This window comes from Pedobacter steynii, assembly GCF_001721645.1.
Taxonomy (GTDB): domain Bacteria; phylum Bacteroidota; class Bacteroidia; order Sphingobacteriales; family Sphingobacteriaceae; genus Pedobacter; species Pedobacter steynii_A.
The window spans coordinates 3,153,505-3,175,982 of the sequence record NZ_CP017141.1 but is presented as its reverse complement, the minus strand read 5'-3'; the positions used below and the strand labels follow the sequence as shown (position 1 = coordinate 3,175,982).

The window sequence follows — 22,478 nt, the reverse complement described above, 5'->3', positions numbered from 1 at the left end:
TCAGGCTTACTTCTTTATATTGATTTTGTTTTCTTCAATTTTAAACTGAAAAGGATAAGACAACTGTAGTGCCTCCAGTGTCTTCAGAATGGTTTCATTTTCAAATACGCCCGAATACCTGTAATTTTTAACATCTTCTCCACTGATGATAATTTCGATACCATACCATTCCTGTAATCTTTGTGCAATGACCGAAAGAGGTAGATTGTCAATATCCAGACGTTTCCTTACCCATTGTATTTCCTGAGGTACCGGGTCTGTAGGATCCTGTTGCAACTTGGAAACGCGATATTCAAGTGCTGGTTTAGCAACAGCAGCTTTCTCAGAGGAATTTGGTGTGATCAGCTTCTGGTTGGGTTTCAGTACCACAAAATATCCGGGATACTTTTTAGACTCTACCCGAACACTCCCCTGAATAAGCGCCGTCTCCATGAAGCCTGAGTTCTTATATGCTTTTACATTGAATGAAGTTCCCAGAACTTTAATGTCATTAAATACAGTGTGTATCACAAAAGGATGGGCTGCATCATGCTTAACATCAAAGAAAGCTTCCCCAGTCAGCCACAGCTCTCTTTTTGAGGAATCAAAATTTTCTGTCAGCTGAATTGAACTCTCCTTAGCCAATGTAATTACAGAACCGTCTTTCAGGATGATTGTTTTACGCGGGGATTTACCTGAGGAGAATTGTACGGATATAGACTCCACTTTACTTTCAACATAAAACAATGAAGGCTTATAAAAGTATAGGAATGCAACAGCGATAAGAATTGCGGCAGTACTTCCCAGATAAAGGTGCCATAATGGTGTTATCCGTTTAACACCTGAAGCTTGTTCTTTCTCTTCTTTCAGGGAAATGAGCGACTGAAAATTGTCTTTCTGCTTCAGACCTGAACGGAGCGCTTTCAGTTGTGCGGTCCTGCTTCCCTGTCTGACATTCAGAATAGTTACGATTCTTTCTGCTTCGGCGATATCGGCCCTCCGATCCGGATGACTGGCAATCCATTCCCTCCATAAAATTTGATTTTCCAAACTGACGCCGAGGCAATATTCCTGAAAGGATTCATTGCAAATCAATTCTTCCACATAAAAATCATTGTTGGGCATCTGTATCATAAGCAGGCTTTATCATACAGACGGAGAAATCCGCTTCTTTTCCTAAGAAAATTTGCACTTTATTTTAACCGCAATTATTTTAATAATTTCCGAAGCACTTTAATCGCATCGTAAATAGTATTATAGGCTGTTTTTACGGTCTGATTTGTCTTTTCTGCAATATGTTCATAGCTTAAGCCTTCAAAAAATTTAAGCTGAATCAGTTCCATCTGACGGGGGGTCAGTTGGCGGATGGCGATCTTAAGCTTTTCTTTGAGGTGATCATCCTGCTGAATCCTGATGAGAACTTCCTCATATGAAAGTTCACTCCATTCTTTTTCTGCAACCATTTTACTCAATGCAGCATTTGTTTTATTGGCATACAACAACTGATCTAATATACAATGACGAAGGGAGGTCATCAGATAAGCCCTGACATTTTCAACAGTATGAAGACGTTCCCGTTTGTCCCAAATGTTCAGGAAAAGCTGATTGACGCAATCCTTAATGAGTTCATCATCGGCATTGATCTTCAGTCCAAAACGAATAAGGTGAAAATACTCCTGGTTATACAACTCAAATAGTGCCTGCTTATCGCCGAGGCGCATTTGCTCCCAATAATTGTGGTCATCATCGCCTAAGCCCATATTCAGGGGTGAATATAGGAATTTTCGAATAACTAAGCAGTTAAAAATCCAAAGGTCCCAATCGCCTCATATTCTTCATAATCAGGTATTGGCGATGGCGGATATAGGGAGTTGCGTTCTTTGGAGACCATCTTCTGGGATTCGGGAAACAGGAGGCAATCAGCGCTGCCTGGGCCCTGCTGAGCTTTGTACAGGACTTACCATAATATGCTTGTGCAGCAGCTTCAGCACCGTAAATTCCATCGCCCATTTCGATCACATTGAGGTAAACCTCCAGAATCCGTTCTTTACTCCAAAGAATTTCTATCAGCAGGGTAAAATAAGCCTCAAAGCCTTTGCGTACCCAGGAGCGTCCCGGCCATAGAAATACATTTTTAGCAGTCTGTTGAGAGATGGTGCTTCCTCCTTTAATATTTTTACCTTTTTTATTGGTAGCAAAAGCCTTTTCAATTGCCTTAACATCAAAACCAATATGTTTTAAAAAGAGTTGATCTTCGGCAGACACTGCAGCCCGTTTCATATTATCGGACATATCATCGAAATCTACCCATTTCTTTTCCATCTTCGCCGGCTTATCGTCTGTACTCCGTTCGATATTCCTTTGGATCATTAAAAGTGTAATTGGCGGGTTCACAAAACGATAAAACAATACCCACAATACTGTCACCATCAAAAACCAAAGTAAGACTTTAGTCAGGATATCGGTAATTTTCTTAAGTAAAGGAGATTTAGATTTAGTGGGTTTGCGTCGTTTTGTTGCCATTGCCCAAAGGTAATAAGATTGAGGAATTCAAACCTGCCAGAACGACAAAAAAAGCAATAAAAAAAGGGCTCTGAAGAATCAGAACCCTTTTTTATATCGTGCAGATAAGATTACTCAGCTACAACTTCGAAAGGAACTTTAACTTTCACTTCTTTGTGTAAGTTTAAGTTGGCTACATATTCACCAACAAATTTAGGCTCAGTTTCGAAAGTGATACGGCGACGGTCAACATCAAAACCTTGTTGTTTCAATGCGTCAGAGATCATAATGGTATTTACAGCACCAAAAATCTTTCCTGTTTCACCAGCTTTAGCACCGATAGTCAACTTCACATCTACTAAACGTGCAGCGATACCATCAGCATCTTTCTTAATTTTATCTTGTTTAAAAGCAGCTTGTTTTAAGTTTTCTGCTAATACTTTTTTCGCTGAAGGAGTAGCCAATTGACCAAATCCCTGAGGGATTAAGTAATTACGACCGTATCCTGGCTTTACATTAACGATATCATCTTTTTCCCCTAGGGATTTGATATCTTGTTTTAAAATAATTTCCATTTTTCAGCTCCTATTTTAATTGGTCAGCAACGAAAGGTAACAAACCAATGTGACGTGAACGTTTTACCGCCTGAGCCACTTTGCGTTGGAATTTCAATGAAGTACCGGTTAAACGGCGAGGTAAAATTTTACCTTGATCATTGATGAACTTTAACAAAAAGTTTGCGTCTTTGTAATCAATATATTTAATACCATTCTTTTTGAAACGGCAATATTTTTTTCTGTTATCGTCCACTTTTGGAGCGGTAACATATTGTATTTGATCTTTAGCCATTATCCTGCAACCTCCTCTTTCTTAGGTTTTTTGTTAAAAGCACCACTGCGTTTCTTCTCATTATACGCAACCGCATGGCGATCTAATCTAATGGTAAGGAAACGTAGAACACGCTCATCACGTTTTAGTTCTAATTCCAATTTACTTACTAATTCACCTGAAGATTTATACTCTGTAAGGTGGAAGAATCCGCTTGCTTTTTTCTCAATCGGATACGCTAATTTTCTCAAACCCCAATTGTCCTCTTGAACAATTTCGGCTCCGCTGTCAGTGATGATTTTGCTGAATTTGGCTAGTGCCTCTTTAGCAACCTCTTCTGACAACAACGGGGTTAGAACGATAACAGTTTCGTACTGATTCATTGTTATGATTAATTTATGTTTATTTCCCGCACAAAATGCGGGGCTGCAAATGTAGCAATTAAAATATTAAAAATCAAATGATTTAGTATTTGCCAAACAGATAATTAATACCTACCCGGATCCGCTCTTTTCTTACGTTAAAATAACCATAACGAGTTATACCAGAAGGCATACTGTAACTCATATTAAGCTCAATCCTTTTGTTCAGCACTGCACCAGCAGATATCGGAAAATTAAAATGGAAAGCCTCCAGATCTATCATATCACCGGGACGGTTCTCTACTCTGTCATACCCTCCATTAAAAAGACCCAAATCATAGGCAATGAATTTCTGGTTTTTGTAAGAAGAGAAATTGAATCCTATACCTGCACCGACAAAAACCTTGAAGTCATCTGCATTATAGACATGATAAATGATTTGGGGAGTAAGTACAGCCTCCAATTGTTCAAATGAAAACTCTTTTTTATTAGGAATGGAAATTTTATTCTTTGCCGTCATTAAAGTCAGTTCTGTTCTGAAAAGAAGCCTTCTAATCGCGGGATTTGCAAATAAGTCCACCCCTCCCGTAATAGCCGGACCAATAAAAAGTTTCGATTTCGCATCCGACGCCGCCAGATCATGCATTCCTCCGAAGCTTATAGAACTCAGATTTATTCCCGCTCCGCCAAAAAACCTTGATTTTGGAAATTTAGATTTTTCTGCCTGCTGGTCATTAATGCGTTCCACTACATCTAACAGGTCGCCCTGCAAATATCTCAGATTCGCTAACCGTCTCTCAATCTTGTCGGTTGACTTTCCATATTTTCTTAACAACAACATTAACTGCCGGGCATATTTGGAATTTGTTACGACAATTGATGTATTTTCAGCATTAAGATAAAGTTGTCTGATTAATTCCTGCGGAACTCTTTCTTCTTTATCCTGGATAAAATATCTTTTTTTAATCTGATCTTCATAAGAAAATAAAGTCACACGCTGCCCCGCCTGTATGACCTGCAGAAAAACGCTGTCCTGTCTTGAGCTAGTATCTGCAACCTCTGAAAGAAGCGAGAGATCATCAGTACCTGAACTGATATTTACCAGATGCCTTTGATAAGTGACCATTTCATTCACCTGAAAACCTGCGCAATTTTTGAGGTTATAAGTTTCTGAAGCGGCATTCAGCTCTCTTTTGAAAGTAATAAAGTCAGGATTGTTTTTTCCCTCTTTATAATCAAGATATCCTTTTAAAGTATCTTTCGAATTTGTCACCACATATCCTTTATGGAAATTAGATTGGGCAACACTAAGCATAGGCAATGCCATAAACAGGCAGGCAAGAAAGCGTTTCATAAATTTAGTTTGGATTTTTTGCGCAAAGCTAAATTAAATTTTCAGTACTCGAAAAATGCAAAGATCTTTAATTCAGCAACTCTTCATTTTATTTTCCAACAAATCCCTCAAGCTCCGTAAAAAATTTATAATTTCGTTGGCGAATGGAGAATTTTATAGTATCAGCCCGTAAATACCGTCCGGCAACGTTTGAAACCGTTGTTGGTCAGCATCACATTACGGGTACGCTGAAAAATGCCATCAAAAACAATCAGCTGGCTCAGGCTTTTTTATTTTGTGGTCCCAGAGGAGTAGGAAAAACAACCTGTGCCAGGATTCTGGCAAAAACTATCAATTGCACCAGCTTAACTGCAGATCAGGAGGCTTGTGGAACCTGCGATTCCTGTGTTTCATTTCAAACAGGTCATTCTTTCAATTTTCACGAATTAGATGCGGCATCGAACAACTCTGTTGATGACATCCGTAGTTTGATTGAGCAGGTACGTATTCCGCCACAAGCAGGAAAGTATAAGATCTATATCATTGATGAGGTGCACATGCTTTCTGCGAATGCTTTTAATGCATTCCTGAAAACATTGGAAGAGCCGCCTTCTTATGCGATATTTATACTGGCAACTACCGAAAAGCATAAAATTTTACCAACCATCCTTTCCCGTTGCCAGATTTTTGACTTTAACCGGATACAGGTTGATGACATCTCCAGTCACCTCAACAAGATTGCAGTAAGGGAAAACATTAATGTAGAAGCAGATGGCTTACATATCATTGCTCAAAAGGCTGATGGTGGGTTAAGGGATGCCCTTTCTATGTTCGACCAGATTGTCAGCTATACCAACAAGAATTTAACCTATAAATCGGTAATCGATAACCTGAACATTCTGGATTATGATTACTATTTTAAGCTTACCCAATACCTGACCACAGCTGACGTCAGCAATGCATTGATTTTATTCGACGAAGTACTAAATAATGGCTTTGACGGAAATAATTTCATTAACGGACTGGCAAGCCATCTTAGAAACCTCCTGGTAGCTAAAGATCCCCAGACCACGAAATTGCTGGAAGTTAGTGAAAATATCAAACAAAAATATATCAGTCAAAGTCAGCAAACTCCGGTTTCCTTTGTACTCACTGCATTAAACCTGGCCAATCAGTGCGATCTGATATACAAAAACAGCAAAAACCAGCGGCTCCAGGTGGAGCTGGCCCTGATCAAGATGTGCCACATTCCTTCGGTACTACAACTCGCCCAGCAGCCTAACCACACCTCAGCAACTGACCCAGATCAGATTAAAAAAAAAACTAATGTAAGTCCGCCGGCGCCTCAACAAAGCACCCCGGTTGTTAGTACTTATAAATCAGAGGAAAAGGCCCCAGTAGTTGCAGAACCGACTCCCAAGCCCATTCCTGCACCTGCAATCAGCACTCCGGTAAAGTCTGTAACCAGTCCGGCCCCTACTGCAAAAATTGCCCTGAACCAAAAGATAAATCTTAGTGGAAGTAATGCAGGAACTTTTATTCCTTCTTTAACAGACCTTAACCGCTCATCCGCAGGAGAAGATAGCGATGAGCCTAAATACATTAGTGGAGACGACCGGGAAATATTTACCCTACCTCAGCTTCTGGTCTATTGGAACGAATATTCAGAAAGTGCAAAAACCTCAGGAAAGATCAATATATACACCTTGATGTCTGGCGCTGATCCTCAGTTGGAGGGAACGGAAACAATTATTGTCAAAGTAGAGCATAAACTTCAGGAAGGCCTGCTTCAGGAAGAAATGGTAGACCTGATGAATTTCTTAAGACCAAGACTTAAAAACTTCCACGTTTCAATCCGAACGATACAGATGGCACGTGAGGTGGTAAACAGGTTATACACCAGTACCGAAAAGTATCAGTTTCTTGTAGAAAAAAACCCTAAGCTGGATGAGTTCCGGCGCAAATTCAATCTCGACGTAAACCCTTAGAATTTTCTTTTGATTGCAGGGGAATCATTAATCGGATATCCTTCTTCATCCAGGTCCTGCCGATCGTCTTCTGGAGTTCTTCCAAGTAATTGATCTTCAGGATTCAGCTGAACACTCTCTCCGTTATCAATATGCATTCCGGCCTCTTCCAGATTTTCGCCGATTTGCTCTCTGTCATTGTACTCAGTCCCATTATAAGGATTGGCTTCATCGTATGTAGAAATACTATCCTCACCATTAGGAGCTGAAGTATCGTAAGGTAAAGGATGATCGTACTCCTTTTCCGCACCTTTCACATCAAACACAAAACTGTTTTTATCCCTATCGTAAGATAAATTTTCAAAATCTTTAGTTTCGCCCAGGTCTGTGGGATGAAGCTTATCCTTTTTTTCGATACTCATAATGGTAAGTTTATATCATCATAACGTTATAAAATCTTTAATTGTTTTTGGATATTGTCAGAAAATGAGGCTATAAACTCAAAATTTATATCTTTGTTATTTCAACAATTAAAATTATATCCACTAATATGTCTGTACAAAAAATTAAAGTAACCCAACCCGTTGTAGAGTTAGATGGTGATGAAATGACCCGCATCATTTGGAAATTCATTAAAGATAAACTAATCCTTCCTTATTTGGAACTTGACATCAAATATTACGATTTAGGTGTAGAGTATCGTGATGAAACCAATGACCAGGTAACAATTGATGCCGCTGAAGCGATCAAGAAATATGGTGTAGGGATCAAATGCGCAACCATCACTCCTGATGAAGACCGTGTGAAGGAATTTAATTTGAAACAAATGTGGAAATCACCAAACGGAACCATCCGTAATATTTTAGATGGAACGGTTTTCCGTGAGCCGATTGTGATGAGTAATGTTCCCCGTTTGGTACCAAACTGGACTGCTCCGATCTGTATCGGTCGTCACGCTTTTGGAGATCAATACCGTGCTACTGATTTAGTAACTAAAGGGAAAGGTAAATTAACGTTAACTTTTACTCCTGAAGATGGTGGCGAAGTTCAATCATTTGATGTTTATAACTTCAAAGGTGATGGTGTTGCACTTGCTATGTACAATACTGACGAAAGTATCCGTGGTTTTGCAAATGCATGTTTCAACCAGGCATTAAGCAAAAAATGGCCTTTATACCTATCCACAAAAAACACCATTCTTAAAAAATATGATGGACGTTTCAAAGATATCTTCCAGGAGATCTATGAAAATGACTTCAAAGCTAGATTTGACGCCGCGGGAATCACTTATGAGCACCGTTTGATCGATGACATGGTTGCTTCAGCATTAAAATGGAATGGTAACTTCGTTTGGGCTTGTAAAAACTATGACGGAGATGTTCAGTCTGACACTGTAGCTCAGGGATTCGGTTCATTAGGTCTAATGACTTCGGTATTGATTACACCAGATGGAAAAACAATGGAAGCAGAGGCGGCTCATGGTACAGTTACCCGCCACTACCGTGACCACCAGGCTGGAAAACCAACTTCTACCAATCCTATTGCTTCTATCTTTGCATGGACAAGAGGTTTGGAATTCCGTGGTATCTTAGACAACAACCAGGAATTGGTTAAATTCTGTCAGGCTTTAGAACAAGTTTGTATTGAAACCGTAGAAAGCGGAAAAATGACCAAAGATTTAGCAGTTTGTATCCATGGCAACAAAGTTGAACATGGCAAGCACTATCTATATACTGAAGAATTCTTAGCCGCAATTGATGAGAATCTACAAGCAAAACTAGCTTAGTCTTTTTTTAAGATCATAAAAAACCTGTTGGCAAAGCCAACAGGTTTTTTTTATACCTGAGATCCTGCCAACACGCTATTTTCTTTGGCCATAAATTTTAGCTTTGTTAAAGATGAAAACATTTTTAGGCACGGCCTTATTATTCCTTTCCTTTCCGGCTATTGGACAGCAACAGCAAGACACCACCAGGAGACTACCGGAGGTTCAGATCAGACCCTATTTCTCTACGCAACCATTACTCAGGTCTACCGGCTCAATTGGTTTGATTAGTCAGTCTTTACTGGATAAACAGCCCGGAGGATCTTTTGTCTCTGCAATGAACAGCATCTCCGGATTAAGAATGGAAGAACGCTCACCGGGTAGCTATCGCCTTTCTATCAGGGGAAGTTTACTACGCTCTCCTTTCGGTGTCCGGAATGTGAAAATCTATTTCGACGACTTCCCGCTAACAGATGCCGGAGGAAACAGTTACCTCAATTCGTTAGAAGTTTCAGGAACAAATCAGATACAGATCTTAAAGGGCCCTCAGGGAAGCATCTATGGTGCAAATTCTGGCGGCGTGGTACTGATTCAACCGCAGGAGAACATGACTGCGCGTACCGCTGCCGCAGTTAAGCTCGAAGCTGCTGCATATGGCACATTTCGGCAGAACCTAACATTCGGTCAGCAATTCAATAAATATAACCTGAACATTACTCAGGCTTACCAGCGTAGTGATGGCTACCGGGATCATAGTGCTATGGATAGAAAGTACTTCCAGATTCTGCAAAAATACACTTATGCAAAGGACAGACAGCTCAAAGCCCTGATTTTTTATTCTGATCTGCATTACAATACCCCCGGTGGATTAACCGCAGCACAGTACGAAGAAAATCCCAAAGCAGCCAGACCGGCAGATGGCGCTCTTAAAAGTGCCATACAACAAAATGCAGGCATTTATAGCAAAACATTATTTGGCGGTATTTCTCATGACTGGCAGCTCAGCAACAATTTTAAACATGTAGTATCGGTTTTCTCATCTTACACAGATTTCAGGAATCCATTCCTAACCAATTATGAAAAAAGGAAAGAACTTACTTTAGGCTTGCGCTCCTACCTGGAGTATCAACGACAAACAAAAATGCTGAATTACAGATTTAATCTGGGCATAGAAAGTATGCAGACTGCTTCTGATATTGATAATTATGGCAATGACCGGGGCAAAGCTACGGCATTAAAGGTCGGTGATGAACTAAAAGCTGCTTCTAATATTGCTTTTGCTCATTTCAGCATGGATTTAAATAAAAAGTGGTTATTGGAACTTTCTGCCAGTGCTAATTTGTACCAGTATACTTACCGAAGTATTTTTCCTGAACTGACAAATAAAAAAACCAATCGCTTTGACCTGCAGTTCATGCCAAGACTGGCCCTCTCTTACTTAATTACCCCGGAACTATCCCTACGCAGCGCTGTCAGCAAGGGATACTCTCCACCGACTATAAGTGAGGTCAGAGCTTCTGACAATTTAATCAATACAGATCTGCAACCGGAATCCGGGTGGAATTATGAAAGCGGGATCCGTTATCAAAGCCCGGGGAACAACATCCAGATAGACCTTACTGGATTCTATTATCAACTACAACATGCTATTGTCAGAAGACTAAATCAAGATGGTACTGAATACTTTATCAATGCTGGTGGAACAAAGCAATGGGGACTGGAAAGTTCTTTCTCTGTGTGGCTTATAGCCCCTAATGCATCAAAGTTTATCCGGGGATTACAATTCCATCATGCCTATACTTTAAGTCTGTTCAAATTTAACCGATATGCAGACAAGACCCTTGATTATTCAGGCAACAACTTAACAGGGGTACCGAAGCATATGCTGATTAGCAGCGCTGATGTTCAGTTTGCCCGGAAATGGCATCTGTTTGCTCAGCATAACTATACCTCCAGCATACCGCTCAATGACGCCAATACCGTTTATGCCAGAAGATATCATCTCGTTCAGACAAGGATAGGCTGGAAAGGCAGACAAGACAATCGCTTTCCAATAGAAATTTTTGCAGGGGCCGATAACCTTTTAAATGAAAAATATAGTCTTGGAAATGATTTGAATGCAGCAGGTGGCAGATATTTTAATGCGGCAGCCGGACGAAACTTTTATCTCGGATTAATGCTTCAGTTTAAAAAGATTTAAAAAGAAATAAGAACACATTGATGAGCATCTTTGAGCTGCTCATCAATGCTGCTCTGAATTACGCCTCTGCCCTTTCCACGATTTCAAGATGGTTAACAAAAATTTCTGTAGTAAAACGCTGCTCTCCTTTTTTATCAGTATAGCTCTGCGTATTTAAGCTCCCTTCGATACTGAGGCCCGCTCCTTTTTTAATCAGTTGCAATGCCAGATCTGCTTTCCTGTTCCAAAAAACCAGATTAAACCATTGCGTCTGACATACCGCCTCACCGGCTGCGTTTTTATAGAAGTCATTAATTGCCAGGCTTACTCTGGCTACTTTTTTCTCATCAGAGAAATTCACTACAATAGGATCTGTTCCTGCATGACCTGTTAAATAAACACTGTTTTTGAAATTTTTCATCTCTTTAAATCATTAAGTTATCTACTTGTTAACGAACAGCAACCGCCTTGGTTACCGACGAAACAAACCTCTGCATTATTAAACAACTTTTCCTCATTTTAAGCGCTTATAAACGCTTATAACCACTTAATAGAGAAAATTAATTAACTTTAACTTTTTTATCCAGATTTTAAGACAAATGGAAAGATTCTGCTTAGACTGTCTACAGCCCCTGAAAGGCCGATCGGATCAAAAGTTCTGCAGTCAGCACTGCCGTAACAACCACAACAACGGGAACAAGGGTCTGGCACAAAATGCCCTGAAGACCATTAATAAAATTCTCAGAAAAAACAGAGAAATACTGAAAAGGCTAAATCCAGATGGCAAAACAAGAATCAGCAAGCAACAATTCCTGGCCACGGGAATCATGCTGAACTATTTCACCCATGTGTATAAAAATAAGAAAGGAAACATATACTATTTCTGCTATGAATATGGCTATCTGTCCCTGGATAATAATGAATATCTACTCGTTACGGAATATAAAGGATAAATGATATATTTATAATTTAAATCCCATTTTATGTCTAAATCATTTGCTTTTGTCTCGCTGACTTTCATCCTGATGCTGTCCTTCGCCTGCAATAGTTTTGCTAAGAAAAAAAAGATCCTGGTCTTTTCAAAAACTTCCGGATTTCACCATAGCTCCATTCCTGCGGGAATTCTGGCTATCCAAAGGCTGGCGATGGAAAATAAGTTTGTTGCCGACACCACCACAGATGCGACAAAAATAAACATCGGAAACCTGAAACAGTATGCTGCGATTGTTTTTCTGAATACCACAGGAGACATTTTTAATGAACAACAGCAAAAAGCATTTGAACAATACATCAGGTCTGGAGGCGGCTTTGTTGGGGTACATGCTGCTACGGATACCGAGTTCGAATGGCCCTGGTTTGGCAAACTTGTAGGCGCCTATTTTCTTAAACATCCTGAGCAACAAGTTGCAGCATTAAATGTGCTGAACAGAAAGACAGTCTCTACCGCACATCTACCGGAAATCTGGAAAAGAAAAGATGAATGGTATAATTTCAAAGACATTTCAACTGACTTGAAAGTGCTGATCAGCATAGATGAAAACAGTTATAAAGGAGGCACCAACGGTACGAACCACCCTATGGCCTGGTACCATGATTTTGATGGAGGAAGGTCATTTTATACTGGATTGGGACATACGGAAGAATCTTATACCGATCCTCTTTTCTTACAACACCTGCTTGGAGGTCTGCAATATGCTATGGGCGTAAAACGTATGGAACTTTAATTAGTGTATCCTTCTCCTTTTAAAAACAGGTTTTGCCGGATATTTCCGGTGGCGCATGTTGTTAAAAACCAGTGCAACCATAAACAGGATCAGCACACCGGTAAGTACCGGTGAAAATACATAAAGGTAACCCATCGCTTTAATCTTTCCACCACCTGTAACTGCAATTAAAGCCGTTGCACCACCTGGTGGATGCAAGGTCTTCGTGATCTGCATAGCTACAATGGAAAGAGAAACAGCTAAAGCACCGGCAAACCAGAGTTCATTTGGAAAAAGCTTCAGTATGGTTACCCCAATAATAGCGGAGATGACGTGACCACCGATCAGATTTCTCGGTTGTGCCAAAGGGCTGTTAATGATGCCGTAAATCAATACCGATGATGCCCCAAACGAACCGATCAGGAATAAATTATCATTGGCAACCAGATACTGACTATTGAGCAATCCAATTAAACCAATGCCAACAAAAGAACCGATAAATGTTAAAACATGCTCTTTTGCATCAATTAAAGTCTCCCGGTACAATACATACCTTGCTCTGCGGTAATGTTTTCTAATGATCTTTCCTGGCATCCGAATCTATATTCGCCGCAAAAGTAATACAATATCTAGTGAAACGCTAGTCTTTATTAGAAAATTACGATAAACTAAAAGGTCGTCCGAACTTGAAATTCCGAACGACCTGATTTTAGCTGATACCTAATATGCAGCTGTGAACCTTTGCTTTGGATGTTTATTGCTTTCCGCTTCGTCCGCAATTACCACCGCTAAATCCTGTACAGAAAGAATACTTCTGCCCTCTTCGTTGAAGACAGGAGTATTAGCTCCCAAACGATACTGACCAGTACGTCCGCTAGTAATACCAGGATGCATTTCTATTGCAGGACTAAAGAAAGTCCATTCCAGATCCTGTTCTTGTTTAATCGTATTCAGGTAATCTCTTGCTGCTGTAGCCCCGGCTTTATAATCAGCGGGAAAATCAGGCCCGTCTACCAGCTGCTTTCCATCAATCTCTAAACTTCCTGCCCCACCAATAACAATCAGACGATTTACATCAGATGTTTTAACAGCCTTTTGAATGGCTTCCGAACCGGCAATAAAATCCTGATAAAGATTGGGATTGGTCCAGCCTGCATTATAGGCACTAATCACCACATCAGAACCATTTATAGCATCAGTCAGTGCCTCTGTATTTAAGACATCTACTTCTTTTACGGTTAATCCCTCACCAGCCTGTTTCAGTTTTGCTGCATCTCTTACAATTCCGGTCACCTGATGACCACGGGTTAACAACTCCTCTAAAATGTTTGTGCCAACGAAGCCGCTTGCTCCAATTAATGATACTTTCATATTTTCTATTTTTAATTTACGTTTTATTGTAATATTATTTGTTACAGTTTTAGTCAAAAAAAACTAACTGAATTGTCCACTGAAATCAGCCAGTGTTTTTTGAGATAATTCCTGAATTAATACTTGCTCTGTATGATCATACAATGAGTTTAAATGTTGATTAATTTGCCTGCCGACCATACAATGTGGATTGGGTTCATTTTTAGAAGTACCCAACAGGTTGTTTTGTCTTACTGCAATATAAATCTGGTCTAAAGTGATCACATCTGCCGCCTTAGCCAAAAAGCTACCCCCGTTTTTACCTTCTTTACTCCCTACAAAACCATGATTCCTTAATGTGATCAGTTCCTTTCTGACCAGGACAGGATTAATATTGATGCTCCCCGCGATATAATCGGAAGACATCAATTCTCCTTTTGCTTTTTCAAGCAGAGTCAGGATATGTAAAGAAATGGCAAACCTCGCATTATTCATTCTGTAATTATTTTTATTACAGTACAAAGGTAAAGTAATAATTGTTATTCGCAAAAAATATTTAAGATTGCCGAAGAAGTTTAACTTTGTCTGATAATTGAGCTGCTTCAGAATGACAACCTTTCCCCATTTAATATTACAACGCTTCTTCTTTATCGTGCTGATGCTCCTCACAGCTTTGTCGTCCTGCAAAAAAGAAAGCAAGGCTGATGCTGCATTTTATTACTGGAAACAAACATTAACCTTAAATAAAGCCCAGCATCAATTACTACAGGAAGTGGCACAGGGAAAACTATACCTTCGCTTTTTTGATATTAAATGGAATTCTTTTGCAGGTAAAGCGCATCCGGAGGCCATCATCAGCTTTAAGGAGCCAGTGCTGACGGAAAAAATTATCCCTGTTATCTTCATTACCAATCAAACCTTTGAAAAACTGAGTCCTGCAGGTGTAGACAGTCTTGCGATGCAAAGTAATCAGCTATTGCAGCATCTGGCAAAAGCTCAGAAAATCAATTATCAACAGGTACAATTCGATTGCGACTGGACCTTAGGAACAAAAGAAAAATACTTCAGATTTCTGAAAACATTTAAAGTCTTAAGTCATAAACAACTGGAAGCTACCATCAGGTTACACCAGATTAAATATCAGGTCCGTACTGGTATTCCTCCGGTAGACAAAGGCGTCCTGATGTTTTACAATATGGGCAAACTTTCTCCGGACCCAAAAGACCCCAACTCTATCTATAATCCAGAAGATGCGGCAACTTATATCAGCTATATTCCGAAATACGGATTACCTTTGGACATCGCCTTACCACTTTTCTCCTGGTCTCTCCATATCAGAGATGGCCAGATCATCCAGGTATACGGAAAAATAGGGAAGAAAGAACTCAGTAAAACGGAAAACTTTCAGCCAACTGCACATAAAAATGTATATAAAGCAGTAAGAAGTTTCTTTACCGGAGGGATTTACGTGAAAACCGACGATCTCTTTAAGCTGGAGGAAACAGATAAAGCACTATTAGAACAGGCCGCAACACAACTGGCCGAACATTTGAATAAAGAAGAACAAAAAACCATCATCTATTATGAAATTGGCAACCTCAACCTTTCAACATTTAAAACAAGGGATTTCAAAGAAATTTCTGCTCATTTTTAGCCTTAGTACACTCTCTGTAGGCGGAGTAGTCTGGGCATGCGCAGATTATGGCTACAGTGATGAGTATTCCAGCTTCAGCCCGGAAGCATTCGTTGCTAAAGAATATACTCCATTCTTTTACAGCGACTTCTCCACTTATTACACTAAAGATTATTCTTATAAAGACGACAATACCAATACCCGTTACAATGACCAGATTGTAAAGGAATGGTACGATTACTTTGGACAACAGCTAAGCAAAACAGATCTGCAATACCTATTGCTAAAAGCCAGTGCAAAAGGAATAGACTCTGTCTACCAGAACTTCAAAGGCAAAATTAACGCCCTTCCCGACAGTATGCCTCAATTAAAGAAACAGAAACTGGATAAAAAACTGGTCAATTCATTCTTTGAATACTTGTTACTGGCCAAATCTGCTGAAGAATTCTCCGCAAACTATCAGGAATACTATGGCTGGGATGAGAAACCAAATTACACCGCGCCAAAGTCAATGGAAGTGTCTTTACTAACCGCATTTCAAAAAACTAAAGACACCTTCATCAAACAACGGTTATGGTTTCAACTGGTACGTTATTATTACTTTTTGGAAAGAAGTACCGGAGTTAAACCAATTAAAGATTCCCAGCTCATCAAGGCTTTTAATACGTACAAAGATACTTTTCCAAAAAACATGATCTATTACAGGACGCTTGGTTATGTTGCAGGAAGATATTATCTGGCAAAGGATTATGCCACTTCCAACTACCTGTTCAGTCTTTGTTACGATTACTCATCGGAAATGAAAATCCCTGCAAAATGGGCCTTCCATCCGAATGAAGAAGCCGATTGGAAACAAGCACTGGCCATGGCTAAAACAAAGGAAGAGAAAATCACGCTTTGGCATTTACTGGGAATCTATTTTGATACGGAACGGGCAATTCCTGAGATTGTCACTTTAGATCCTAAATCGGAAAAGCTGGATTTACTTCTGAGCAGAGTGGTTAACATTACCGAAAGCAGCCGCTCTGGTTACTGGGGAGGAAAAGAGGATTCGACAAAAACCCTGAGGAAAAATACCGCCCTGGTAAGTGGGATCGCCTTAAAAAACAATACCTCCAAGCCTTATTTCTGGAACCTTGCAGCAGGATATCTGAATTTCATGAGTAAAAACTATGCTCAGGCCGCTAAATTTTATCAGGCAGCAAAAACACAACTTCCTAAAGATAATCAGCTGATCATGGCCCAGTATAAGATTCTGGACTGGGGTCTTTATATCAGACAGCTGAAAAAGATTGACGCAAAAGCGGAAGCTAAAATGGTAGAACCTTTAAACTGGTTTGCCAGACTTAAAGAAGGAAAAGATACCATTCCAGATCTAAGGTTCTACCAATCCCTGAACGAGAGTCTGGAGGCCATTTCCAGCCTTTATAAAAAACAGGGTGATCCTTTGAAAGCCAATATTTTCAGGAACTACAATGAGTTTTATAGCAATAATCAACAAATTGAAAGCCTGAAAGCGCTGATGCAAAAAGGCAACCAGACTGCTTTTGAAAAAGCCATGCTGCAATATTATCCTTATAAGCTGGAAGATCTTTATTTTTTCCAGGCTACCGCATTGGTATATCAGGAAAAGCTGGACGAAGCGATCGTGCTTTTAGCGAAAACAAAAGAACAGAGTAATGTACTCTTAGGCAACCCATTTAACATGCGCCTGAACGATTGTCATGATTGCGATCACCAGATGGCACAATCTAAGAAATTTACCTCCATGAGCATGCTCAAAATGATGAAAAACTTAAAGGAGGAGATCACTGCGGGCAAAAACGTTTACAACAATGCCTACCTGCTTGCTAACGCATACTATAACATTACCCATTATGGTAATGCCAGAACGTTTTACGAATCACAGCTGACGGATTCCTACAGCAGCTACGCTGCCGGTATCCCCGCTCCATTTCGCCGGATGTTTCTTTCCGGAAAAATTGCGGAAAAATATTACCTCATTGCAAGGGAAGCGACGAAAAGCAAAGAACAAAAGGCAAGATGCACTTTTATGGCCAGTAAGTGTGAACGCAATGAAAGCTATAACAGCTCCTATGAACTTCCGGAAAACCAGGGCAAAGGGTCCTGGAGCATAAATACCAATGAAGTTTATTTCGGCAGGTACTTTGCTGTTCTTAAACAACAATACGCAGATACCCGATTCTATCAGGAGGCATTAAGCGAATGTGGATATTTCAATAAATATGTCAACAAGACCCGATAAAATGTTTCAAAAATATCTTCCATGAAACCAGTTGTAGAACTGATTACGGCATGGGCCGATTATGAGAGTAAAAATCCTGCTGCATCGGCAGCGGAATTTTGCTCTCATTTTTTGCTAAACAGCAAGGAAATCATGGGAGAAAATCCGGATGAAACTGAACTTTCCGGTTCAAATGGGCAACTGGCCAACCTCATTAATCAACTCAATGCCATTCATGTGATTTATGCCAAAGCAGCATTAAAAGAAATGCCTGGAATAGAGCTGGAATGGTTTTATTTTATGAAAGAAATAGATCGGCAGAAAGAGGCAAGAAAATCGGATATTGTCAGCGCGGTGTTCTTCGAACAATCTACCGGAATTGACATCTTAAACAGAATCAAAAAGGTCGGATTAATATTGGAAAGAAATGACCCTGTTGACAAAAGGGCCCGATTAATCAAACTAAGTCCAAAAGGAGAAAAGACATTACTTAGCCTATATCAGTTATTGTCCAGGGCGGATCAACTCCTCTACCAGGACCTCGCCGGATCCAATAAAAAAATGTTGATTAACATCTTATCTGATACGGAGAAAAAGCATAGCGCCCTGATTTCAGAAAATCGCCATAAAAACCTGGAAGAATTGATTGCAGGACATCATCAGGAAAATAAATAGCGCAAGTTTCGGGTTTTATCCACTAAACACTTAGCGTAGTTTTGAATTGTAAACTTCGAAACATGGAAACATTAAATCAGATCGATTACCAAAGAATTGAAAAGGCCATTGATTATCTAAAGGCCAATTTTAAGCAACAACCCTCCTTAGAAGAGGTTGCCGCTCATGTTTACCTGAGTCCTTTTCATTTTCAACGGATGTTTAAGGAATGGGCAGGCGTTACCCCTAAGAAATTTCTTCAATACCTCAGTATAGAGTATGCTAAAGGAATTCTGAAAGACAAACAAAGTACCCTATTTGATGCGGCATATGAAACCGGTTTATCCGGCACCAGCAGGCTTCACGACCTCTTCATTAAAATTGAAGGAATGACCCCCGGAGAGTTCAAAAACGGCGGAGAACAACTTCAGATCAATTATAGTTTTGCCGAAAGCCCCTTTGGGTCACTCATTGTTGCCTCTACAGCCAAAGGCATTTGTTATATGGCTTTTGCTGATGATCCCGACCTGGCGTTTAAAGAACTTCAGCAACTCTTTCCAAATGCAAAATATCGCCAGGTATTGGATATGATGCAACAAAATGCATTGTACATTTTCGGGAAAGACTGGAGCAGGCTTCAGGAAGTGAAACTCCATTTGAAAGGAACAGATTTTCAGATCAAAGTTTGGGAAACCTTGCTTAAAGTACCTTTGGGGGAATTATCAACCTATGCCGGTATTGCCGCCTCTATCGACAGACCTAAAGCCTCGAGAGCAGTGGGCTCAGCTGTAGGTGATAATCCTGTTGCCTTTCTGATCCCTTGTCATAGGGTGATTAAATCCACTGGTGAACTGGGGCAGTATCATTGGGGTAGTCCACGAAAAACAGCGATGATCGGATGGGAAGCAGCACATACAGACCTAATTATCTGATCTTTTGGAAAGGGACCTCCAAAGGTAAAAAACCAGATAACTCTCCCAGGAAGGATAAGCGGAGAAGAATCTTTCTATTTCCTGATTTTGCTTTTTATCGGCAATAATTCCATGATTAATCAGGGCATTGAGTAATCCTGCATCTCCAAATGGAATGCAGGATCTTTCTTTTAAACATTTCATTAAAGTATAGTTGGCAGTCCACATCCCTACCCCTTTGACCACCATCAATGCTTTCTGGCGTGAGGCAAGATCAGGCATCTGCAGCAATCTGTCTTTACTCAATGATTTGTCTGTAAAAGCCTGAGCAATAAGAGTCAGATAAAGTGCCTTACTCCTGGACAATTGCATCTGTTGCAACTCTTCCATACCAGCTTCGGCCAGAACTGCCGCATCCGGAAACAAATAATAAACCTCGCCCTCAAATTCCAAAGCTTGCCCATATCTTTCTACCAGTCTTCTTTTTAGTTTATAAGCAAAAGTCAGGTTGATCTGCTGTCCGATAATAGCCCAGCAAATGGCTTCAAACATATCTGGAATTCCGACCAGCCGAAGACCATGATACGATTCCTCCATAAAGGAAAGTCGCGGGTCCTTCCTTAGTAAAGCATAAAACGGTTTAAGGTCAAGCCGGATGTCAAACCAATTTTCTATATATTCTTTCAATACCACTTCATCCTTCAGTTCTCCATGTAATACCGAAACCAACAATTCCTCCTCAGTAGCTTTAACATTCACCAACACAATTGTTTCATGTAGCAATATCGCTTTAGTTACTCCATCACGGCTCACTTTAAGCATGCAATCGTCAAAATCCCGGTCTAAGAACCAAAGACATTCTCCGAAATTAAAGTCTGGAGGTATTGGAATACTCAATGTATTATAGCCCATATCCAAAAATACTCATTTGACCATTGAATTAAATCTGATTCTTGCTAAAACTCATTCGGAATGAATAAGATTCAGACATCAGATTGAAGAAGAAGAAAAATTCTTCCGACCTTTACAGATATCCATTACACTTAGGTCTCAGGTTTCAACATGTCTTCAAAGTTCTTATTTCTATCTAAAATAGTCTTCTTTGTTCTCTTTCTGTTCACAAGTAAACATTCCGGAGCTCAGGAAGCAGTAGAAATAAATGACCAGGTTGACCAGCATATCTTCTCTTTCAAACAGATCGAGATGCTTCATGATCCGGAAAATAAGCTGAGTTTTGATCAGATCCGGAATAGCACATACGATCATAAATTTGAAGCAAGTAAGCGAAGTACACCACAAACACTTAAGCTGAACTCCCCTTATTGGTTCAGGATTAAAATAAAGCACAACAGTAAAGCGGAAAAGTATTTCCTTCTGGAGTTTTTTGACCAGACCCTTGATCACATTACTGCATACATTCCTCAGAAAGATGGAACTTACAAAACCAGAGCCTTTGGTGACCGATTCAACTTTGACAACCGGAAACTGCAGCATAAGAATTTTGAATTTTACCTCAGCAACCAGACTGATGAAGTACAGACTTATTACTTTAAAATCCAGTCCTCTCAGATTGGTGATGCCATCATTGTATTGCGCTCTGTAGATTGGTTCATCTCTTATGCATTAGACGAATATTTTTATTTCGGCATCTTCTATGGAATGATCCTCGTATTCAGTTTTTACAACCTGATTATGTTTATTGCCATGCGCCAAAAGCAATACCTTTATTATGTGCTTTACAACCTGAGTGTTGGTTTTTTTGAAATGAGCACTGATGGAATTGCCTATCAGTATTTATGGCCGAACCTTCCCATATGGAATCAGACAGCCTATGCTTTTGCACTATATGCGGTCAGCATTTTTGCCCTGCTCTTTACACGGGAGCTATTATTTGTAAAATCCAAAGCACCCAAACTCAACCGGCTCATCCTGATCGTTATTGCCATCCGCACCATTTGGTTTTTATATTGTCTGGCTTTCAATCAAAACCTGTTCAATTATAAATTCATAGACGCAATCCCTTTATCTGTTGCTTTCTTTACCGGTATATATATTTATAAGCAAGGTTATCTTCCAGCTCGTTTCTTCGTTCTTGGATACAGCTTTCTTTTTGCAGGATTCCTGCTTAAATTTCTAATCATGCTGGGCTTTGCTTCTTTAAATTTTGGTGCCATCAGCTATTATAGCCTCAGCTTCTGTTTTATTCTGGAAATGGTATTTCTTTCATTTGCTATCGGAGATAAGGTCAGTATCCTTAAAAAGAAGAAAGATAAAGTACAGCGACAAATGATCCGTCAGATGGCACTCAACGCGAAGTTAAAAGACAGTTTGAATGAAGAACTGGAAAGCCAGGTTCAGGAGCGGACCAGAGAGGTATTCCATAAATCGTTAATCATCGAAGCTAAAAACAGTGAATTACAGGAGGCCAATGACCTTTTAAAACAACAGGCAGAAGAGATATCCAGAATGAATACTCTGCTGGAACAAGACAATCAGGAACTGCAAACTAACGTCGAGAAAGTTACCCGCGATCGGGTGATGTCGGCAGATGTTGATTTTGAGGAATTCAGCAAGATCTATCCTGATAAAGAAAGTTGCAACCTGTTTCTTTCAGAGTTAAAATGGAAAAACGGTTACACCTGTAGAAAGTGCAAAAATGATCATTATTACAATGGTCATATCGCTTATAGCAGAAGGTGCAGCAAATGCAGTTACGAAGAATCAGTTACCACCTATACCATTTTCCACAATACCCGTATTCCAATTGTGAAGGCCTTTTATATGATCTTCCTCATCTTCTCCTCCAAAGGAAAGATCTCTTCCCATAAGCTTGCAGAGATTTTAGGCATTCGCCAAAGTACCTGCTGGACCTATGGCTCCCGGATAAAACAGGTAATGGAAGAACGAAAGTCCTTGCTCAAAAAAGCCAATAAAAACGGCTGGAGCCTCCTTGTTTTAGACTAAAAAAGAGCATTATTAAAGCTGAAAAGCTGCTTATCGGTCCCGCCTTCATCTCAATTAACATTTTTTTTACACGCTAAAGACAAGGGTACTTAAGCGTATCATA

23 protein-coding genes are annotated in these 22,478 nt (G+C 39.9%); 10 read left to right on the top strand and 13 right to left on the bottom strand.

Translation table 11 applies throughout. From position 1 onward, the window contains the following. Positions 1 to 6: 6 nt before the first annotated feature. From BFS30_RS13290 to BFS30_RS13260, 7 genes are all read right to left on the bottom strand, one after another. The gene (locus tag BFS30_RS13290) at positions 7 to 1,113 is read right to left on the bottom strand and encodes a FecR family protein (protein WP_083252035.1); all 1,107 of its coding nucleotides are present in this window, start codon (positions 1,111 to 1,113) and stop codon (positions 7 to 9) included. A 74-nt stretch (positions 1,114 to 1,187) separates the two neighbouring features. Beyond that, on the bottom strand, positions 1,188 to 1,739 hold the full coding sequence (locus BFS30_RS13285; RefSeq protein ID WP_069379738.1) for an RNA polymerase sigma factor: 552 nt from the start codon (positions 1,737 to 1,739) through the stop codon (positions 1,188 to 1,190). Positions 1,740 to 1,779: 40 nt separating this feature from the next. Next, positions 1,780 to 2,502, bottom strand: coding sequence for a monofunctional biosynthetic peptidoglycan transglycosylase (mtgA, locus tag BFS30_RS13280; protein WP_069379737.1), 723 nt, complete (start codon positions 2,500 to 2,502; stop codon positions 1,780 to 1,782). Positions 2,503 to 2,612: 110 nt separating this feature from the next. Continuing rightward, positions 2,613 to 3,056, bottom strand: a complete 444-nt coding sequence (gene rplI, locus BFS30_RS13275) for a 50S ribosomal protein L9 (RefSeq protein WP_062550347.1) — start codon at positions 3,054 to 3,056, stop codon at positions 2,613 to 2,615. Positions 3,057 to 3,066: 10 nt separating this feature from the next. Further along, a complete protein-coding gene (gene rpsR, locus BFS30_RS13270; RefSeq protein WP_008244392.1) occupies positions 3,067 to 3,330 on the bottom strand; it encodes a 30S ribosomal protein S18 in 264 nt (87 codons plus the stop codon). Continuing rightward, positions 3,330 to 3,692, bottom strand: a complete 363-nt coding sequence (rpsF, locus tag BFS30_RS13265) for a 30S ribosomal protein S6 (RefSeq protein WP_062550348.1) — start codon at positions 3,690 to 3,692, stop codon at positions 3,330 to 3,332. Before rpsF ends, rpsR begins: the two co-directional genes overlap by 1 nt. 82 nt (positions 3,693 to 3,774) lie before the next feature. After that, complete coding sequence (locus tag BFS30_RS13260; protein ID WP_069379736.1) at positions 3,775 to 5,025, bottom strand: hypothetical protein; 1,251 nt, start codon at positions 5,023 to 5,025, stop codon at positions 3,775 to 3,777. A 143-nt stretch (positions 5,026 to 5,168) separates the two neighbouring features. Here BFS30_RS13260 and BFS30_RS13255 point away from each other — a divergent pair, with 143 nt between their 5' ends. Beyond that, entirely contained in the window at positions 5,169 to 6,992 is a 1,824-nt protein-coding gene (locus tag BFS30_RS13255; protein ID WP_069379735.1) for a DNA polymerase III subunit gamma/tau, read from the top strand. Here BFS30_RS13255 and BFS30_RS13250 read toward each other — a convergent pair. Next, positions 6,989 to 7,393 (bottom strand): hypothetical protein, encoded by a 405-nt coding sequence (locus tag BFS30_RS13250; RefSeq protein ID WP_069379734.1) that lies wholly within the window; start codon positions 7,391 to 7,393, stop codon positions 6,989 to 6,991. The genes BFS30_RS13255 and BFS30_RS13250 overlap by 4 nt on opposite strands. A 128-nt stretch (positions 7,394 to 7,521) precedes the next feature. On the opposite strand from BFS30_RS13250, the gene BFS30_RS13245 reads away from it, so the two are divergent. Together BFS30_RS13245 and BFS30_RS13240 are read left to right on the top strand one after the other, a co-directional pair. Then, on the top strand, positions 7,522 to 8,757 hold the full coding sequence (locus BFS30_RS13245; protein ID WP_069379733.1) for an isocitrate dehydrogenase (NADP(+)): 1,236 nt from the start codon (positions 7,522 to 7,524) through the stop codon (positions 8,755 to 8,757). 112 nt (positions 8,758 to 8,869) lie between these two features. Beyond that, positions 8,870 to 10,936: a TonB-dependent receptor gene (locus tag BFS30_RS13240; protein WP_069379732.1), complete on the top strand. Its 2,067-nt coding sequence runs from the start codon at positions 8,870 to 8,872 to the stop codon at positions 10,934 to 10,936. Between the two features lie 58 nt (positions 10,937 to 10,994). On the opposite strand, the gene BFS30_RS13235 is transcribed toward BFS30_RS13240, so the two are convergent. Further along, positions 10,995 to 11,336, bottom strand: coding sequence for a single-stranded DNA-binding protein (locus BFS30_RS13235; RefSeq protein WP_069379731.1), 342 nt, complete (start codon positions 11,334 to 11,336; stop codon positions 10,995 to 10,997). Positions 11,337 to 11,514: 178 nt separating this feature from the next. Between BFS30_RS13235 and BFS30_RS13230 the strand changes: the two genes are divergently transcribed. Both BFS30_RS13230 and BFS30_RS13225 read left to right on the top strand, forming a co-directional pair. After that, entirely contained in the window at positions 11,515 to 11,868 is a 354-nt protein-coding gene (locus BFS30_RS13230) for a hypothetical protein (protein WP_069379730.1), read from the top strand. Between the two features lie 30 nt (positions 11,869 to 11,898). Next, positions 11,899 to 12,639: a ThuA domain-containing protein gene (locus BFS30_RS13225; RefSeq protein WP_069379729.1), complete on the top strand. Its 741-nt coding sequence runs from the start codon at positions 11,899 to 11,901 to the stop codon at positions 12,637 to 12,639. Here BFS30_RS13225 and BFS30_RS13220 read toward each other — a convergent pair whose 3' ends face one another. From BFS30_RS13220 to BFS30_RS13210, 3 genes are all read right to left on the bottom strand, one after another. After that, positions 12,640 to 13,212, bottom strand: a complete 573-nt coding sequence (locus BFS30_RS13220; RefSeq protein ID WP_069379728.1) for an HPP family protein — start codon at positions 13,210 to 13,212, stop codon at positions 12,640 to 12,642. 126 nt (positions 13,213 to 13,338) lie between these two features. After that, positions 13,339 to 14,046, bottom strand: a complete 708-nt coding sequence (locus BFS30_RS13215; protein ID WP_335645377.1) for an NAD(P)-dependent oxidoreductase — start codon at positions 14,044 to 14,046, stop codon at positions 13,339 to 13,341. Between the two features lie 6 nt (positions 14,047 to 14,052). Then, on the bottom strand, positions 14,053 to 14,463 hold the full coding sequence (locus BFS30_RS13210; protein WP_069379726.1) for an RrF2 family transcriptional regulator: 411 nt from the start codon (positions 14,461 to 14,463) through the stop codon (positions 14,053 to 14,055). A 112-nt stretch (positions 14,464 to 14,575) separates the two neighbouring features. Between BFS30_RS13210 and BFS30_RS13205 the strand changes: the two genes are divergently transcribed. The 4 genes from BFS30_RS13205 to BFS30_RS13190 all read left to right on the top strand — a co-directional run bounded on the left by BFS30_RS13205 (position 14,576) and on the right by BFS30_RS13190 (position 19,432). Beyond that, positions 14,576 to 15,622, top strand: a complete 1,047-nt coding sequence (locus tag BFS30_RS13205; RefSeq protein WP_237028754.1) for a hypothetical protein — start codon at positions 14,576 to 14,578, stop codon at positions 15,620 to 15,622. Continuing rightward, positions 15,552 to 17,867, top strand: coding sequence for a hypothetical protein (locus tag BFS30_RS13200; protein WP_069379725.1), 2,316 nt, complete (start codon positions 15,552 to 15,554; stop codon positions 17,865 to 17,867). The genes BFS30_RS13205 and BFS30_RS13200 overlap by 71 nt, the downstream gene beginning before the upstream one ends. Before the next feature lie 21 nt (positions 17,868 to 17,888). Further along, entirely contained in the window at positions 17,889 to 18,521 is a 633-nt protein-coding gene (locus BFS30_RS13195; RefSeq protein ID WP_069379724.1) for a MarR family winged helix-turn-helix transcriptional regulator, read from the top strand. 62 nt (positions 18,522 to 18,583) lie between these two features. Then, entirely contained in the window at positions 18,584 to 19,432 is an 849-nt protein-coding gene (locus BFS30_RS13190) for a methylated-DNA--[protein]-cysteine S-methyltransferase (protein ID WP_069379723.1), read from the top strand. Here BFS30_RS13190 and BFS30_RS13185 read toward each other — a convergent pair. Beyond that, positions 19,421 to 20,323, bottom strand: coding sequence for a DNA-3-methyladenine glycosylase family protein (locus BFS30_RS13185; protein WP_083252034.1), 903 nt, complete (start codon positions 20,321 to 20,323; stop codon positions 19,421 to 19,423). The two genes, BFS30_RS13190 and BFS30_RS13185, sit on opposite strands and share 12 nt — an antisense overlap. Before the next feature lie 150 nt (positions 20,324 to 20,473). On the opposite strand from BFS30_RS13185, the gene BFS30_RS13180 reads away from it, so the two are divergent. Next, complete coding sequence (locus BFS30_RS13180) at positions 20,474 to 22,375, top strand: 7TM diverse intracellular signaling domain-containing protein (RefSeq protein WP_069379721.1); 1,902 nt, start codon at positions 20,474 to 20,476, stop codon at positions 22,373 to 22,375. Positions 22,376 to 22,478 lie beyond the last annotated feature (103 nt).

Coding starts and splice junctions, on each gene's coding strand:
- BFS30_RS13290 (WP_083252035.1), bottom strand. CDS start 1,113: ATGATACAGATGCCCAACAATGATTTTTATGTGGAAGAATTGATTTGC.
- BFS30_RS13285 (WP_069379738.1), bottom strand. CDS start 1,739: ATGGGCTTAGGCGATGATGACCACAATTATTGGGAGCAAATGCGCCTC.
- mtgA (WP_069379737.1), bottom strand. CDS start 2,502: ATGGCAACAAAACGACGCAAACCCACTAAATCTAAATCTCCTTTACTT.
- rplI (WP_062550347.1), bottom strand. CDS start 3,056: ATGGAAATTATTTTAAAACAAGATATCAAATCCCTAGGGGAAAAAGAT.
- rpsR (WP_008244392.1), bottom strand. CDS start 3,330: ATGGCTAAAGATCAAATACAATATGTTACCGCTCCAAAAGTGGACGAT.
- rpsF (WP_062550348.1), bottom strand. CDS start 3,692: ATGAATCAGTACGAAACTGTTATCGTTCTAACCCCGTTGTTGTCAGAA.
- BFS30_RS13260 (WP_069379736.1), bottom strand. CDS start 5,025: ATGAAACGCTTTCTTGCCTGCCTGTTTATGGCATTGCCTATGCTTAGT.
- BFS30_RS13255 (WP_069379735.1), top strand. CDS start 5,169: ATGGAGAATTTTATAGTATCAGCCCGTAAATACCGTCCGGCAACGTTT.
- BFS30_RS13250 (WP_069379734.1), bottom strand. CDS start 7,393: ATGAGTATCGAAAAAAAGGATAAGCTTCATCCCACAGACCTGGGCGAA.
- BFS30_RS13245 (WP_069379733.1), top strand. CDS start 7,522: ATGTCTGTACAAAAAATTAAAGTAACCCAACCCGTTGTAGAGTTAGAT.
- BFS30_RS13240 (WP_069379732.1), top strand. CDS start 8,870: ATGAAAACATTTTTAGGCACGGCCTTATTATTCCTTTCCTTTCCGGCT.
- BFS30_RS13235 (WP_069379731.1), bottom strand. CDS start 11,336: ATGAAAAATTTCAAAAACAGTGTTTATTTAACAGGTCATGCAGGAACA.
- BFS30_RS13230 (WP_069379730.1), top strand. CDS start 11,515: ATGGAAAGATTCTGCTTAGACTGTCTACAGCCCCTGAAAGGCCGATCG.
- BFS30_RS13225 (WP_069379729.1), top strand. CDS start 11,899: ATGTCTAAATCATTTGCTTTTGTCTCGCTGACTTTCATCCTGATGCTG.
- BFS30_RS13220 (WP_069379728.1), bottom strand. CDS start 13,212: ATGCCAGGAAAGATCATTAGAAAACATTACCGCAGAGCAAGGTATGTA.
- BFS30_RS13210 (WP_069379726.1), bottom strand. CDS start 14,463: ATGAATAATGCGAGGTTTGCCATTTCTTTACATATCCTGACTCTGCTT.
- BFS30_RS13205 (WP_237028754.1), top strand. CDS start 14,576: ATGACAACCTTTCCCCATTTAATATTACAACGCTTCTTCTTTATCGTG.
- BFS30_RS13200 (WP_069379725.1), top strand. CDS start 15,552: ATGAAATTGGCAACCTCAACCTTTCAACATTTAAAACAAGGGATTTCA.
- BFS30_RS13195 (WP_069379724.1), top strand. CDS start 17,889: ATGAAACCAGTTGTAGAACTGATTACGGCATGGGCCGATTATGAGAGT.
- BFS30_RS13190 (WP_069379723.1), top strand. CDS start 18,584: ATGGAAACATTAAATCAGATCGATTACCAAAGAATTGAAAAGGCCATT.
- BFS30_RS13185 (WP_083252034.1), bottom strand. CDS start 20,323: ATGGGCTATAATACATTGAGTATTCCAATACCTCCAGACTTTAATTTC.
- BFS30_RS13180 (WP_069379721.1), top strand. CDS start 20,474: ATGTCTTCAAAGTTCTTATTTCTATCTAAAATAGTCTTCTTTGTTCTC.